Below are 13,746 nucleotides of genomic sequence, written 5' to 3' on the forward strand. Positions count from 1 at the left end.
TCTTTACTTCCGGTACTTCTTGCCGACGGCCTCGGCGTACGCCTGAGACTTCTTCAGCGCGCTGTCCACCGACTGACGGCCGGCGATCGCGGAGCTGATCTCCTGGGCGACCTTGGTGCCCAGGTCGGTGAACTCGGGGATGCCCACGAACTGGATGCCGGGCGCGGGCCGGGGCTGCACGCCCGGGTTCTTCGGCTCGGCGCTCGCGATGGCGTCCCTGGTGACGTCCGCGAAGGCGCCCGCCTCCTTGGTGTACTGCGGGATCTCGTACGTCGAGGCGCGCTTGCCCGCGGGCACGTTGGACCAGCCGGCCTTGCCGCCGACCAGGTTCTCGTAGCCCTTGCCGGACGCCCACGAGATGAACTTCCAGGCGTCGTCGGGGTGCTTGGACGCCTTCTGGATGCCCCACGCCCAGGTGTAGAGCCAGCCGGAGCTCTTGGTCTTCTCGACCGGGGCCGCCACGTAGCCGATCTTGCCCTTGACCGGGGAACCGGCCGCCTCCAGCGAGCCCGCGCCCGCCGTGGCGTCGTACCACATGGCCGTCTTGCCCTGCGTCATGTTGTTCAGGCACTCGGCGTAGCCGGACTGCGCGGCGCCCGCCTCACCGTGCTTGCGCACCAGGTCGACGTAGAACTGCGTGGCCTTCTTGAACTCGGGGGAGTTCAGGCGGGCGTTCCAGTCCTTGTCGAACCAGGTGCCGCCGAAGGTGTTGACCACCGTCGTCAGCGGGGCGATGACCTCGCCCCAGCCGGGCAGGCCGCGCAGACAGATGCCCTTCATGCCGGGCTCGGCGCCGTCCGCCTTGGCCGCGATGTCGGCCACCTGCTTCCAGGTGGGGTGGGCCGGCATCGTCAGCTTCTTCTTCTCCAGGACGTCCTTGCGGTACATCAGGAAGGAGGACTCGCCGTAGAAGGGCTCGCCGTAGAGCTTGCCGTCGGCGCCGGTCAGGGCCTGCGTCATCGGGGTGAGGATGTCCTGCTGGTCGAAGCCCTTGTCGCTCTTGACGTAGCTGTCGACCGAGTGCAGCCAGCCGTTCTTGGCGTAGATCGGGATCTCGTAGTTGCTCAGGGTCGCGACGTCGTACTGGCCCGCCTGGTTCGCGAAGTCCTGGCTGATCTTGTCTCTGACATCGTTTTCCGGCAGCGTCGTGAAGTTCACCTTGATGCCGGTCTTCTTGGTGAAGTTGGCGGCGGTGAGCTTCTGGAGCTCCACCATCTGCGGGTTGTTCACCATCAGGACGTTGATGGAGTGGGCGGCGGACCCGCCGCCTCCCGCACCGCCCGCGCCCGCGCAGCCGGTGAGCAGCGGGCTGACGAGCGTTCCGGCGGCAGCGGCGGCGAGGAGGACGCGGGGCGTACGTCGGCTCTGGGTTGGCATGGAAGGGGTGCTCCTGATCGCTTGTCGGTCCCGTAAGCGGAAGGTGGGTGGTGCGGGTGGTGCGGGTGTTTCTCGGGTGGTGCGGGTGGTGCCGGTGATGCGTGGTGCGGGTGGTGCCGGGTGTGGCGGAACCGGCCGTGCGGCTCGCCGGGGGTACGGCGGACGGCCGGGTGGTGCGGGTACGGGGGTGCGGTGGGTCCGGGGAGCGGCTGCGGGCCTGCGGTCAGACCCTGATGACCTGGGGCCCGAGGAGTGAGTAGCGGTGGGCCTCGGCGGCCGGTAGCTGGGTGCTGGTGACGATCGCGTCCACCGCGCCGACATCGGCGAACCGGCAGAAGCTGACCGCCCCGAACTTGGTGTGCACGCCCGCGAACACCGTGCGCCGCGAGGCCCGGACGGCCTGCGCCTTGACCTCGCTGACGGCGGGATCGGGCGTGGTCAGACCGTGTTCGCGGGAGATGCCGTTGGCGCCGACGAAGGCGAGGTCCAGGACGAACCCGGCCAGCATCTTGGTCGTCCAGTGGTCGACCGTGGCGAGCGTTCCGGCTCTGACGCGGCCGCCCAGCAGCAGGACCGAGACGTTCTCGGCCTCCGCGAGGGCGCCCGCGACCGGCAGGGAGGCGGTGACCACGGTGAGCTGCCGGTCGGCCGGCAGCGCCTCGGCGATGAGCTGCGGGGTGAAGCCCTCGTCGACGAAGACCGACTCGGCGTCCCCGAGCAGCTCGGCCGCGGCGGCCGCGATCCTGCGCTTCTCGGGAACGTGGCTGGTGGCACGGAAGGCGAGCGTCGTCTCGAAGCCGGCGCTCTCGACCGGGTAGGCGCCTCCGTGCGTGCGGCGGACCAGGCCGTGGTCCTCCAGCGCGCGCAGATCGCGCCGGATGGTCTCCTTGGCCACGCCCAGCTCGGCGGCGAGGGCGGTGACGTCCACGGCGCCGGTGGCGCGTGCGGCGCGCACGATCGCGCGCTGGCGCTCTTCGGCCGTGTTGGTGCCCATGTAGTCACCCGCTCTCGTCATTGAGATGCCCGTTCGGGCCCTGGGGAGAGTTCTACAGCGGTCGCGCGGCGCTGACCAGGTCTGTTGGGAGTCCGATCCTGCCCGTGTGTGCCCGTTCACACAGTGCCATGCCCGCCCCGGACCTGCGCGGCTGCCCGAACGGAGATCGAAGCGGGCGTGACGGGTGCCCGAAACGGCGGCTGGCGGGCCCGTTTGGTGCCCGCCCGCCGCCGCGAGGGATCGTTTTCGGCCGCACCGGGAGGGGGCGGCGGGATTTCGGCAGGGGTGCCCTGCGGATTTCGTACGTGGTGCCGTACGGGCCTCAGTACGGCCAGATCGGCGGGTCGACGAGGAAGGGGCCGCCCAGGTGGTGGTGGGCCGGGTTCGCCGGGTCCAGCTCGCCCTCCTTGGCGAGCAGAGCGGCCGCGTACGGCTCGGAGTCGTCCTGCGGCTCGTAGCCGAGCGCCCGCGCGCTGCTCAGGTCCATCCACGCGCGCGTGTTGGCCGAGCCGCCGTAGACGACCGTGTGGCCGACGCCCTCGGCGCTCAGGGCCGCGTGGAAGAGGCGGGCGGCGTCGGCGGGGCTCAGCCAGATCGACAGCATCCGCACGCTGGTGGGCTCCGGGAAGCAGGAGCCGATGCGCACGGAGACGGTCTCCAGGCCGTGCTTGTCCCAGTAGAGCTGGGCCAGGTCCTCGCCGAAGCACTTGGACAGGCCGTAGAAGGTGTCCGGGCGGTGCGGGGTGCCGGCCGGGATCGGGCGGCCGCCGTCCAGGGGGGCCGGGGTGTAGCCGACGGCGTGGTTGGAGGAGGCGAAGACCACGCGGGGGACGCCTTCGAGACGGGCGGCCTCGTAGAGGTGGTAGGTGCCCTCTATGTTCGCGCGGAGGATCTTCTCGAACGGCGCCTCCAGGGAGATGCCCGCGAGGTGGAGGATGCCGTCCACGCCGCGCACCGCCTCGCGCAGGGCCTCCCGGTCCGCGAGGTCGGCGATGATCGCGTCCGGCTCGCCCTCGACGGGGCGGACGTCCAGCAGGCGCAGTGTGTAGCCGTACTGCGGCAGCAGGGAGCGCATCAGGGTGCCGACTCCGCCGGAGGCGCCGGTGAGCAGGATGGTGCGGGGCGCTGTGTGGGGGGCGGACATGTGGTCTCCTCACCGCTGATCTGCCGGTCGTATGTACGAACCCGATTCACATACATGGGCAAGCTAAGGAGCGTCGCCGGGGGCGGTCAAGGGGACATCCCGGGACGGAACGCCCGTGTGCGGGTGGCTTGTTGGATGCCTTGACCGCCCGGAGAGCGGGACCGTAGCGTGCCGCTGTTCATGGACTTGGACGCCGGTCAGGGATACGCCCCGTACGCTGCTCCGGCCGTGCCGCCGGAGGTGGAGACGTGAAGACGTCGGCGTTCGTCTACCCCTGGGACGTGGCCGGCGATCCCGGCGCGGCCGACCGGATCGCCGGGCTCGGCGTGGAACAGGCGACCCTCGCGGCCGCCTACCACTCCACCCGCGCGCTCACCCCCCGCCATCCCCGCCACCGGATCGTCACCGCCGAGTACGCGGCGGTCCTCTACCCGCCCGGGGACCGGTGGGCGGGGCGTGTGCTTCGCCCCCATGTGGCGGGCGACTGGGCTCCCGGCGACGCCTGGGGCGAGGCCGCGGGGGCGCTCGCGGCGGCGGGCCTGGAGGTGCACACCTGGGTGGTCCTCGCCCACAATTCCCGGCTGGGCATGGAGCATCCGCACACGTCGGTCGTCAACGCCTACGGCGACCGCTACCCCTGGGCGCCCTGCATCGCCCGGCCCGATGTCCGCGCCTATCTGGTGGACCTGGCCGCCGAGGCCGCCGTACGTCCCGGCGCGCACGGCACCGAACTGGAGTCCCTCGGCTGGTACGGGCTGCGGCATCTGCACGCCCACGACAAGACGGGCGGGGCCGCCCTGGGGGACGCGGGCGAGTATCTGATGTCGCTGTGCTTCTGCCCCGACTGCCGGGCGGGGTACGGCGAACAGGGCCTGGACGCCGACAAGCTGGCCGCCGTCGTACGGGCCGCCCTGGAGCCGGTGTGGCGCGGGGCGGCGGACGGCGAGGGGTGGGGGGACGTGGAGCGGCTGCTCGGCGCGGACACGGCGGCGGCCACGCTGGCCTGGCGCGAGCACACCGCCCGCACCCTCCAGGAGGCCGCCGTCTCGGCCGTACGCGCCGCCGCGCCCGAGGGCTTCCAGGTGCTCCTGCACGCGGACCCGGTGTCGTACCACTGCGGCGCCAACGCCGGGGTGGATCCCGCCCACATACTCTCCCGCGCGGACGGTGTGGTGGTGCCCTGTGTGGGCGGTACGGCACCGCTGGGTATGGCGCCGCTGGCGCCCTTCGCCGCGCGGGCCGGGCTCGACACGGTCCTGGCCGCCAACCTCACCGTCGTCTCCGGCCTGGGCGGCAGCCCCGGCACCCTCGCGGCGGACGCCGCCCGGGCGCAGGACGCCGGGGCCACCGAACTGCGGCTCTATCACGCCGGGTTGGCATCGGACGACGACCTCGCGGCGGTGCGGGAGGCGCTGTCCGGGCACTGAGCGAGCAGGGCCGCCGTCAGGAGCAGGGGGAGGGCGTAGAGCGGCAGCAGCAGCGCGGGGCCCGCGATCCCGACGAGGGCCGCGCCGGCGGCCAGGCCCAGCACGTTCGGGGCGAACACCAGCGTGCTGGCGGCGGCCGAGGCGCGGCCCAGCAGCTCTTCGGGCGTCTCGCGCTGCACGGCCGTGAACGCCGCGATCAGCGCGCACGGCAGACCGATGCCGGTCACCGCGCCCGCCACCAGCGCCACCGGGGCGTACGGCACCGCGCGCGCCGCCACCGCGACCGCCGTCAGGGCGATCCCGGCCGCCGCGAACCGGCGCCCGCCGAACCGGGCGAGGAGCGGACCGGCGGCCACGCCGATCACCACCGAACCGGCGCCCTGGGCCGCGTACAGCACGCCCGCGTAGGCGGGGGAGCGGCCGAGGCGGTCGACGACGGCGTACACCGTGGCGCCGTTCAGCGCGGCGAGCAGCATCGTGGTGCCGGCCGCCATGAGGAGCGGCCGCAGCGTGGGGTGGGCCCATATGTGGCGTACGCCCTGGGTGAGGTTCGGGCGCTCGTGCCGGGCCGGGCGCTCCTCCCGCACCCGCAGCAGGGCGCACAGCGCGGCCGCGAGGACGAAGGTGGCCGCGTCGAGCAGGGCGACGGCCGGGCCGCCGTAGACGGTGTAGAGCCCGGCGCCCACCAGGGGCGCGAGCAGCTTCACGCCCTCCCGGGCGGTCATGCGCAGCCCGTTGAAGGCGCCGAGCAGTGCGGGGTCCACGGCGGCTCCGACCAGCGCAGATTCGGCCGCGTCGTGCACGGCGTCGGCGGCGCCGTACAGGAACAGCACGGCGAACAGCAGCCACAGACGGGTGGGGGAGCCGACGGTGGTCAGCGGGAGCAGGAGGGCGGCGAGTGCCAGGTTCATGGTGATCATCAGGGGCCGTCTGCGCACCCGGTCGGCGAGCGTGCCCAGCGCGGGTCCGGCCAGGGTGGGCGCCCACAGGGCGAACACACACAGCGCCGCCAGCCCGTCCGAGCCGGTGATGTCCTTGACCCACACACCCGACGCCAGCCACAGCGCGGACGAGCCGAACCCGGACACCACCGTGGCCGCCAGACACAGCCCCGCGGCCCGGTCCCGCAGGACGCGCCGCACGGTCGAGAAAGTCGTCATACCGCTCGATCGTGGGCCTGAGGAGGGGGCGCGGGGATCGGGAGGATGCCCTATTCGGGGCCGGTCCGGAGCCGGTCCGGGGCCGCTCCGGGGCCGCTCCGGGGCCGGGCGGGGTCCGCGTCCGGGGTCCGGTTCCGGGGTCCGGAGCCGACCCTCCGGGGACACCGATGAGTCCGCACCCCCGGCAGGGTCATACCTCCGTACACCTGCCCGGACACCCGCCCGCCCCGCGCGTGAGGAGCCCGCCATGACCGACCCGCTGCCCGACCTCGGCCCCCAGACCCGGATCGTGGCCCAGCTCGCCGACCATGTGGCCGACGACCACCTCACGGCCCCCACCCCGTGCCCGGACTACACAGTCGGCGATCTGCTGGCCCACCTGCACGGCCTGTCCCTCGCCTTCCGGTCGGCGGCCCGCAAGGACTTCGGCCCCACGACCGACACGCCCCCCACCACCGCCCGGCCCGTCCTCTTCCCGGACTGGCGCACAGAGCTGCCCAAGGCCCTGGACGCCCTGGCCGACGCCTGGCGCGACCCCGCCGCCTGGACCGGCGACACCCGCGCCGGCGGCGTCGCCCTCCCCGGCGCGGTCGCGGGCGCCGTGGCCGCCGACGAACTGGTCGTCCACGCCTGGGACCTCGCCCGGGCCCTGGACGTTCCCTACACCCCCGACCCCGAAGCCCTGTTCTCCGCCCACACCTTCCTCCAGGCGGCCGCCGAACTCCCCGACCGCCCCGCCGGCCTCTTCGGCCCGGTCGTCCCGGTCCCGGAGGACGCGTCCCTCCTGGACCGGGCGCTGGGGTTGAGCGGACGCGACCCGGGCTGGACCGCTCCCGCGTGACGGCGGCTCCGCGGCCGGTGGTTCCACGGCCAGCGACTCCGTGGCCGGCGGCTCCGCGTCCGGTGGCTTCGCGACTGGTGGTTCCACGGCCGACGGCTTCGCCACCGGCGACTCCGTGACCCGCGGCTGCGCGACCGACGACTCCACGGCCGCCGGTTCCGCGACCCGCGGTTCAGACGGCCGTCGGCGTCCGGCTGCCGGACCCGTCACCCGCCCGGGACTTCAGCGGCAGCGCGTAGACCGAGAGGACCAGGCCCAGCGCGCTCAGCACCGCCCCGGCCGCCCCGGTCCAGCGCAGCGCGCCCGCCGCGACGACCGCGCCGCCGATCGCGGAGCCCATGGCGGTGGCGAGCTGGAAGGCGCCGACGTTGACGGCGACCGCGAGGGTGGGCGCCTCCTGCGCGTGCCGCAGGATCAGGCCCTGGAGCGGGGCGATGGTGGCGGTGGCGAGCAGGCCGAGCAGCAGTACCGCGAGGACGGCGGTCGGCCGCCGGGTCACCGCGAAGGGGGTGCAGGCCAGCAGGACGGTCAGGGCCGCGAAGACACCGCGCAGGGTGGCGGCCGGGGCCAGGTCGGTCAGCCGTCCCGCGACGATGTTGCCGAGGAAGCTCCCGGCCCCGTACGCGAGGAGGAGGACCGAGACGACGAACGCGGGGAACCCGGTGACGTTCGTGAGCAGCGGGGCCAGATAGGTGAAGACCGTGGCGACGCCCGCGAAGCCGACGGCGGTGGTCGCGAGGGCGAGCAGCACGGGCCGGCGCGCCATGACCTCGATCTCGGCGCGCGCGCCCGCCGGTTCGGCCGCCTGCGGGGGCAGGACGGCCGCGAGCAGCGCGGTGCCGAGCAGGGCGAGAACGGTGAGCACGGTGAACGGCGTACGCCAGCCGGTCCGTTCGCCCAGCAGTGCGCCCAGCGGAACGCCGAGGAGGGTCGCCGCGGTCAGCCCGGAGACGACGGCCGCAGTCGCCCGCCCCACCTGTTCTGCGGGCACGATCCGCCCCGCGACCACCAGACACAGGGCGAAGAACGTCGCGTGGACGAGCGAGGACAACACCCGTCCCACGAGCAGGACTTCGTAGGACGGCGCGTACGCGCTGACGGCGCTGCCGGCCGCGAACAGCAGCATCAGCGCCACCGCGAGGGCCTTGCGCGGTACCCGGGTGGTGGCCAGGGTCACCAGGGGGCCGCCGACGACCACCCCGAGGCCGTACGCGGTGACGGTCTGCCCGGCGGCGCCCACCGACACCCCCAGATCCGCGGCGACTTGGGGCAGCAGCCCGGCGACCAGGTATTCCGACGTGCCCACCACGAACACGGACACGCACAGGGCCGCGAGAATCACGGAGCTCTTCTTCATGGCGCGACGCTAAAGTCTGACATCCGTGTGAGAGTCAAGTCCGGGAGTGTGGGCCCGTGCGCATCGGGGAGATGGTCCGGCGGACCGGTGTCAGCGAACGGCTGCTGCGCTACTACGAGGAGCAGGGCTTGCTGGCACCGGACCGGCTGCCCAGCGGCTACCGCGTCTACCGCGAGGAGGACGTGGGCACCGTGCGCCGCGTACGGACGCTGCTCACGGCCGGGCTCACCACGGAGACGATCGCCCGCGTGCTGCCGTGTCTGCGCGAGCAGGACCGCCGACTGGTGCCGATCTGCCCGGACTTGGTCGCGGACCTGCGCGCGGAGCGGGCCCGGATCACCCGGGCCATCGACGAACTCCAGGCGTCGCGCGGCATGTTGGACGCCGTGATCGAGGCGGGCCCGGAGCCCGCGCCCGGCGTCGAACCGGTGGCTTGATATCGATCGTGCAACGTCCGCCCCGCCGCGGCGATGACGCGCGTAGAAAACCTGTCATGCATAAATCACTGCGGATCGCGGCGGCCACCGCCGCCTGTGCGCTCGCCGGGGGCCTGCTGTACGGCGCCGGTGCGGCCACCGCCGGGCAGTCGACGGCGAACTCCACCCACGAGCCCTACAACATCGGGCTGCTGGTGAAGGACATCGACACCTACTACGGCACGACCGCCGACGGCGACGGGGTGTACCAGGCGTCGCCGTCGAGCCCGTACGCCAAGGACCTGGCGCGGATCGACGCCGACGCCAAGCGCTGGATCGACCAGGCGGCGCGCAAGACGCACCACCGGGGGCACAAGCCGGCCGTCGTGTTCGACATCGACGACACGCTGCTGCTGAGCCTCGATTACGAGAAGCGGTACAACTACACGTACGACCCGGCCACGTGGAACGACTACGTCAACCGTGCCGACCGGCCCGAGGTCTTCGGCAGCCCGGCGCTGGTGCGCTACGCCGAGTCCAAGGGTGTCGCCGTCTTCTACAACTCCGGGCTCAGCGAGGCGCAGCGCGCCGGTGCCGTGGAGAACCTGAAGAAGGTCGGCGCCGACGTGAACCTGGACCCGGCCCACATGTTCCTCAAGGACAAGGCCAACCCGCCCGCCTACCTGTCGGGTTGCGCCACGCCGGGCACCTGGACCTGCACGACCGTGCAGTACAAGGCCGGTACCCGCAAGCACATCGAGAAGGACCTCGGGTACGACATCATCGCCAACTTCGGCGACCAGTACTCCGACCTGGACGGCGGCTACGCCGACCGCACCTACAAGCTGCCCAACCCGACGTACTTCGTCAGCTGAGATCCAACCCGGCTGACAGGTAAGGCAGTTGTCGTCCGGCCCCGGCCTCCCGCCGGGGCCGGAGTCATGTCCGATTCCGTTACACGGGGAAAACCTGAAACCGGTTGATCAGGGGAACAATCCAGCCAGCATCCGCACACCACACCCGCCACGGCGGCGCGACGAGGAGTACGCCCATGTCCGAGACACAGAAGGTGGATTCAGGGCCCGGCAGAGCCGCGCCCCCGGCCGGCAACGGCGTCGACCGCTACTTCCGGATATCCGAACGCGGATCGAGCTTCGGCCGCGAGATACGCGGCGGTGTCGCCACGTTCTTCACCATGGCCTACATCCTCGTGCTCAACCCGATCATCCTCGGCAGCGCCAAGGACAAGTTCGGGCACACCCTCGACACCGGTCAACTCGCCACCGCCACCGCCCTGGTGGCCTGTGTGATGACGATCGTCATGGGTGTCGGCGGCAACCTCCCGCTCGCCATCGCCGCGGGCCTCGGCCTCAACGCCGTCGTCGCCTTCCAGCTCGCCCCGCTGATGAGCTGGCCCGAGGCGATGGGTCTGGTCGTCGTCGAGGGCGTCCTGATCTGTGTCCTGGTCCTCACCGGACTGCGCGAGGCGATCATGAACGCCATCCCGCAGCAGCTCAAACAGGCCATCGGTGTCGGCATCGGCCTGTTCATCGCCTTCATCGGCCTCGTGGACTCGGGCTTCGTCAGCCGCATCCCCGACGCCGCCCACACCACGGTCCCCGTGCAGCTCGGCGCCACCGGCCGGCTGACCGGCTGGCCCGTGCTCGTCTTCTGTATCGGCGTCCTGCTCACCATCGCGCTGCTCGCCCGCAAGGTGAAGGGCGCGATCCTCATCAGCATCGTGACGATGACCGTCGTCGCGATCGCCGTCAACGCGCTCGCCGACGTGAAGAGTTGGGGCCTGACCACCCCGAAGGTCCCCGACAGCCTCTTCGCCGCGCCGGACTTCGGGCTCGTGGGTCACTTCGACGTCTTCGGCGGCTTCGCCGAGGCGGGCGTACTGACCGCCGTCCTGCTGGTGTTCACCCTCGTCCTGTCCGACTTCTTCGACGCCATGGGCACCATCGTCGGCATCAGCGCCGAGGCCGGACTGCTGGACGAGCGGGGCAAGGTGCCCGGCATCGGCCGGGTGCTGTTCATCGACGGCGCCGCGGCCGTCGCGGGCGGTGTCGGCTCCGCCTCCTCCAACACCGCCTACATCGAGTCCGCGGCCGGAGTCGGCGAGGGCGCCCGCACCGGCTTCGCCAACATCGTCACCGGCGGTCTCTTCGGACTCGCGCTCTTCCTCACCCCGCTGCTCACCATCGTCCCGCTCCAGGCGGCGGCGCCCGCGCTGATCGCGGTGGGCTTCCTGATGATGACCCACGTCAAGCACATCGACTGGGACGACTACGAGATCGCCGTCCCGGCCTTCCTCACCATCGCCGCGATGCCCTTCACCTACTCCATCACCGACGGCATCGGCGCGGGCTTCGTCGCCTACGTCGTCATCAAGGCGGTCGTGGGCAAGGCCAGGCAGGTCAACTGGCTGCTGTGGGCCGTCTCGGCGCTGTTCCTGGTGTACTTCGCGATCGACCCGGTGGAACAGCTCCTCGGGGTCAAGTGAGCCGTACGCGCGAGGGGGCGGCCGGTGTACGGAACACCGGCCGCCCCCACGAGTCGCGGACGCCTACTTCAGCGCCGCCGCCATCATCGCCCGCGCCACCGGAGCCGCGAGCCCGTTGCCGCTGACCTCACCGCGCGCCGCGTCCGACTGCTCGACCATCACCGCGACGGCCACCTCCTTGCCGGTGGAGTCCGACTTCCCGAACGAGGTGAACCAGGCGTACGGCGTACCGCTGTTGTTCGCGCCGTGCTGCGCGGTGCCGGTCTTGCCGCCGACCGTCACGCCGTCGATCAGCGCGTTGCGGCCGGTGCCGTCGCGTACGACCGTTTCCATCGCGGAGCGCAGCTGCTCGGCCGTGCGGGCGCTGACGATCCGCCGGGGCCCGGCACTCTGGTCGTAGTCCTTCAGCACATCGCCGTCGCCGTTGGTGAGCCGGGACACCATATGGGGCGACACCAGCTCGCCGTTGTTGGCCATGGCGGCCGACACCATGGCCATCTGGAGCGGGGTGGCGGTCACGTCGAACTGGCCGATGCCGGAGAGCGCGGTCTGCGCCGGGTCCATCTTCGACGGGTACACGCTGGTGTACGCCCGCGCCGGCACGTCCAGCTTCTCGTCGTTGAAGCCGAACTTCTCGGCCATCGCCCGCACCTTGTCCTGCCCGAGGTCCACGGCCAGCTTGCCGAAGACGTTGTTGCAGGAGTACTGGAGCGCGACCCGGATCGAGGCGTTCTCGCAGGGTGCCGAGGCGCTCTCGTTCGGCAGCGGCCGGCTCGTCCCGGGCATGATGTACGGCGTGGGGCTCGTGGTGCGCTGGTCCACGTCCGAGTACAGCCCGTCCTCCAGCGCGGCCGCCGCCACGACCAGCTTGAAGGTCGAGCCCGGCGGCAGCGGCTGGCGCATCGCGCGGTTGGTCAGCGGCTTGGCCTTGTCCTTGGTGAGCCGCGTCCAGGCCGGTCCGGCGGTGTTGGCGTCGGTCAGCTGCCCCGGGTCGTAGGCCGGGGTGGAGACCATCGCCAGGATTCTGCCGGTCTTCGGGTCGATCGCGACGGCACCGCCCGTCTTGCCGCCGAGCGCCGCGTACCCCGCCTTCTGCACCGCCGGGTCGATGGTGGTGACCACGTCACCGGGGTCGGCACGCCGGTTGGTGACCGTGTCCATCATCGTGGTCAGCCGCTTGTCGGTGCCGTTGAGCAGGTCGGCGTAGACGCCCTCCAGCTGGGTCGGGGCGTAGGCCTGCGAGGCGTAGCCGGTCACCGAGGCGTAGAGCTCGCCGTCCTTGTACACGCGCTTGTAGGCGAGGTCGCCCTTGGTGCGCGCCGAGCCTGTGACCGCCTTACCGGCCACGATGATGTCGCCGAGCGGGCGCGAGTACGTCGCGATCGCGTTGCGGCGGTTGGAGTTGTCGTCCGCGAGCGCCTTGCCCTCGTAGAACTGCACCCAGGTCGCCCGGAGCAGCAGCCCCAGGACGAGCAGCAGTGCGAAGACGGAGGCGTGTCTGATCGTCTTGTTCATCCCGACCGAACAGACGACCGGCCCGAGCGGAACGTTCCCTTCCGTTTGTGTTTCTCACGGAATGCTCAGGCGCGCCCCGCCCTGCCGGTGACCGCGCTCACAGCCGCCGCGTCGCCAGCGTCAGCCGGTCCCGCGCGTCGAACAGCGCGTCCCTGATCGTCTGCTCGTGGGCGTCCGTCAGCCGCGCCACCGGCACCGAGCAGCTCACGGCGTCACGCGCCGGGGTGCGGTACGGCACCGCGACCCCGAAGCAGCGCAGCCCGAGCGTGTTCTCCTCGCGGTCCACGGCGAAGCCCTGCTCGCGGATGCGGTGCAGCTCCTCGATCAGCTTCTCGCGGTCGGTGAGCGTGTGCTCGGTGAGCGCGGGCAGCTCCCCGGGCAGCAAGGCCCGCACCTGGTCGTCGGTGTGCGTGGCGAGCAGCGCCTTGCCGAGCGAGGTGGCGTGCGCGGGCAGCCGGCGGCCGACCCGGGTGAAGGGGCGCAGATAGTGCTGCGACTGGCGGGTGGCGAGGTAGACCACGTCGGTGCCGTCGAGCCGGGCCAGGTGGATGGTCTCCGTGGTGTCGTCCGCGAGGCGGTCCAGGGTGGGCCGGGCCGCCGCGACCACCTCGTCGCCGTCGATGTACGCGGTGCCGACCAGCAGCGCGCGCACCCCGATGCCGTACCGGGTGCCGGTCGCGTCCGTCTCCACCCAGCCCAGCTCCACCAGTGTGCGCAGCAGCATGTACAGGCTGGACTTGGGGTAGCCGACCGACTCCTGGACGTCCGCGAGGGAGTGCATCCCGGGGCGCCCGGCGAAGTACTCGAGGAGTTCCACCGTCCGCACCGCGGACTTCACCTGCGCCCCGCCGCCCGCCTCCGCTGCCGACATCGCCCCCGGCTCCTTCGCTCGCCCTGATCCGGTCCCGCGTGCTCGCGCCGGGTCCGGTTCGGCGTCGTTCGATCTCGTTCGACTTCGTCCGACGGTGACCTGGAAGTACGGGGACTTGGAGTCCTAGACTCCGGACTG

Annotated in this window: 12 protein-coding genes; 5 read left to right on the plus strand and 7 right to left on the minus strand. The window is 72.1% G+C overall.

The genetic code is table 11. From position 1 onward, the window contains the following. Positions 1–3: 3 nt before the first annotated feature. The 3 genes from AB0898_RS18470 to AB0898_RS18480 form a co-directional block, all read right to left on the minus strand. The gene (locus AB0898_RS18470; protein WP_366803977.1) at positions 4–1,377 is read right to left on the minus strand and encodes a sugar ABC transporter substrate-binding protein; all 1,374 of its coding nucleotides are present in this window, start codon (positions 1,375–1,377) and stop codon (positions 4–6) included. 223 nt (positions 1,378–1,600) lie between these two features. After that, positions 1,601–2,371: a DeoR/GlpR family DNA-binding transcription regulator gene (locus tag AB0898_RS18475; protein WP_366803978.1), complete on the minus strand. Its 771-nt coding sequence runs from the start codon at positions 2,369–2,371 to the stop codon at positions 1,601–1,603. Positions 2,372–2,693: 322 nt separating this feature from the next. After that, positions 2,694–3,515: an NAD(P)-dependent oxidoreductase gene (locus AB0898_RS18480; RefSeq protein ID WP_366803979.1), complete on the minus strand. Its 822-nt coding sequence runs from the start codon at positions 3,513–3,515 to the stop codon at positions 2,694–2,696. 248 nt (positions 3,516–3,763) lie between these two features. Here AB0898_RS18480 and AB0898_RS18485 point away from each other — a divergent pair, with 248 nt between their 5' ends. Next, complete coding sequence (locus AB0898_RS18485; RefSeq protein WP_366803980.1) at positions 3,764–4,942, plus strand: hypothetical protein; 1,179 nt, start codon at positions 3,764–3,766, stop codon at positions 4,940–4,942. On the opposite strand, the gene AB0898_RS18490 is transcribed toward AB0898_RS18485, so the two are convergent. Next, a complete protein-coding gene (locus AB0898_RS18490; RefSeq protein WP_366803981.1) occupies positions 4,879–6,102 on the minus strand; it encodes an MFS transporter in 1,224 nt (407 codons plus the stop codon). The genes AB0898_RS18485 and AB0898_RS18490 overlap by 64 nt on opposite strands. A gap of 247 nt (positions 6,103–6,349) precedes the next feature. Between AB0898_RS18490 and AB0898_RS18495 the strand changes: the two genes are divergently transcribed. Then, positions 6,350–6,943, plus strand: coding sequence for a TIGR03086 family metal-binding protein (locus tag AB0898_RS18495; protein ID WP_366803982.1), 594 nt, complete (start codon positions 6,350–6,352; stop codon positions 6,941–6,943). A gap of 172 nt (positions 6,944–7,115) precedes the next feature. On the opposite strand, the gene AB0898_RS18500 is transcribed toward AB0898_RS18495, so the two are convergent. Beyond that, the gene (locus tag AB0898_RS18500) at positions 7,116–8,300 is read right to left on the minus strand and encodes an MFS transporter (protein WP_366803983.1); all 1,185 of its coding nucleotides are present in this window, start codon (positions 8,298–8,300) and stop codon (positions 7,116–7,118) included. A gap of 56 nt (positions 8,301–8,356) precedes the next feature. On the opposite strand from AB0898_RS18500, the gene AB0898_RS18505 reads away from it, so the two are divergent. The 3 genes from AB0898_RS18505 (at position 8,357) to AB0898_RS18515 (ending at position 11,222) form a co-directional block, all read left to right on the plus strand. Continuing rightward, positions 8,357–8,737: a MerR family transcriptional regulator gene (locus tag AB0898_RS18505; RefSeq protein ID WP_366803984.1), complete on the plus strand. Its 381-nt coding sequence runs from the start codon at positions 8,357–8,359 to the stop codon at positions 8,735–8,737. Positions 8,738–8,793: 56 nt separating this feature from the next. Then, positions 8,794–9,591: an HAD family acid phosphatase gene (locus AB0898_RS18510; RefSeq protein WP_366803986.1), complete on the plus strand. Its 798-nt coding sequence runs from the start codon at positions 8,794–8,796 to the stop codon at positions 9,589–9,591. Positions 9,592–9,767: 176 nt separating this feature from the next. Next, positions 9,768–11,222 (plus strand): NCS2 family permease, encoded by a 1,455-nt coding sequence (locus tag AB0898_RS18515; RefSeq protein ID WP_366803987.1) that lies wholly within the window; start codon positions 9,768–9,770, stop codon positions 11,220–11,222. Between the two features lie 63 nt (positions 11,223–11,285). On the opposite strand, the gene AB0898_RS18520 is transcribed toward AB0898_RS18515, so the two are convergent. Together AB0898_RS18520 and AB0898_RS18525 are read right to left on the minus strand one after the other, a co-directional pair. Then, positions 11,286–12,737, minus strand: a complete 1,452-nt coding sequence (locus AB0898_RS18520) for a penicillin-binding transpeptidase domain-containing protein (RefSeq protein ID WP_366803988.1) — start codon at positions 12,735–12,737, stop codon at positions 11,286–11,288. A 97-nt stretch (positions 12,738–12,834) separates the two neighbouring features. After that, a complete protein-coding gene (locus AB0898_RS18525) occupies positions 12,835–13,608 on the minus strand; it encodes an IclR family transcriptional regulator (protein WP_366803989.1) in 774 nt (257 codons plus the stop codon). Positions 13,609–13,746: the final 138 nt, after the last annotated feature.

The organism is Streptomyces sp. NPDC005435 (genome assembly GCF_040703155.1).
Classification (GTDB): Bacteria; Actinomycetota; Actinomycetes; order Streptomycetales; family Streptomycetaceae; genus Streptomyces.

Coding starts and splice junctions, on each gene's coding strand:
- AB0898_RS18470 (WP_366803977.1), bottom strand. CDS start 1,377: ATGCCAACCCAGAGCCGACGTACGCCCCGCGTCCTCCTCGCCGCCGCT.
- AB0898_RS18475 (WP_366803978.1), bottom strand. CDS start 2,371: ATGGGCACCAACACGGCCGAAGAGCGCCAGCGCGCGATCGTGCGCGCC.
- AB0898_RS18480 (WP_366803979.1), bottom strand. CDS start 3,515: ATGTCCGCCCCCCACACAGCGCCCCGCACCATCCTGCTCACCGGCGCC.
- AB0898_RS18490 (WP_366803981.1), bottom strand. CDS start 6,102: ATGACGACTTTCTCGACCGTGCGGCGCGTCCTGCGGGACCGGGCCGCG.
- AB0898_RS18495 (WP_366803982.1), top strand. CDS start 6,350: ATGACCGACCCGCTGCCCGACCTCGGCCCCCAGACCCGGATCGTGGCC.
- AB0898_RS18500 (WP_366803983.1), bottom strand. CDS start 8,300: ATGAAGAAGAGCTCCGTGATTCTCGCGGCCCTGTGCGTGTCCGTGTTC.
- AB0898_RS18510 (WP_366803986.1), top strand. CDS start 8,794: ATGCATAAATCACTGCGGATCGCGGCGGCCACCGCCGCCTGTGCGCTC.
- AB0898_RS18515 (WP_366803987.1), top strand. CDS start 9,768: ATGTCCGAGACACAGAAGGTGGATTCAGGGCCCGGCAGAGCCGCGCCC.
- AB0898_RS18520 (WP_366803988.1), bottom strand. CDS start 12,737: ATGAACAAGACGATCAGACACGCCTCCGTCTTCGCACTGCTGCTCGTC.
- AB0898_RS18525 (WP_366803989.1), bottom strand. CDS start 13,608: ATGTCGGCAGCGGAGGCGGGCGGCGGGGCGCAGGTGAAGTCCGCGGTG.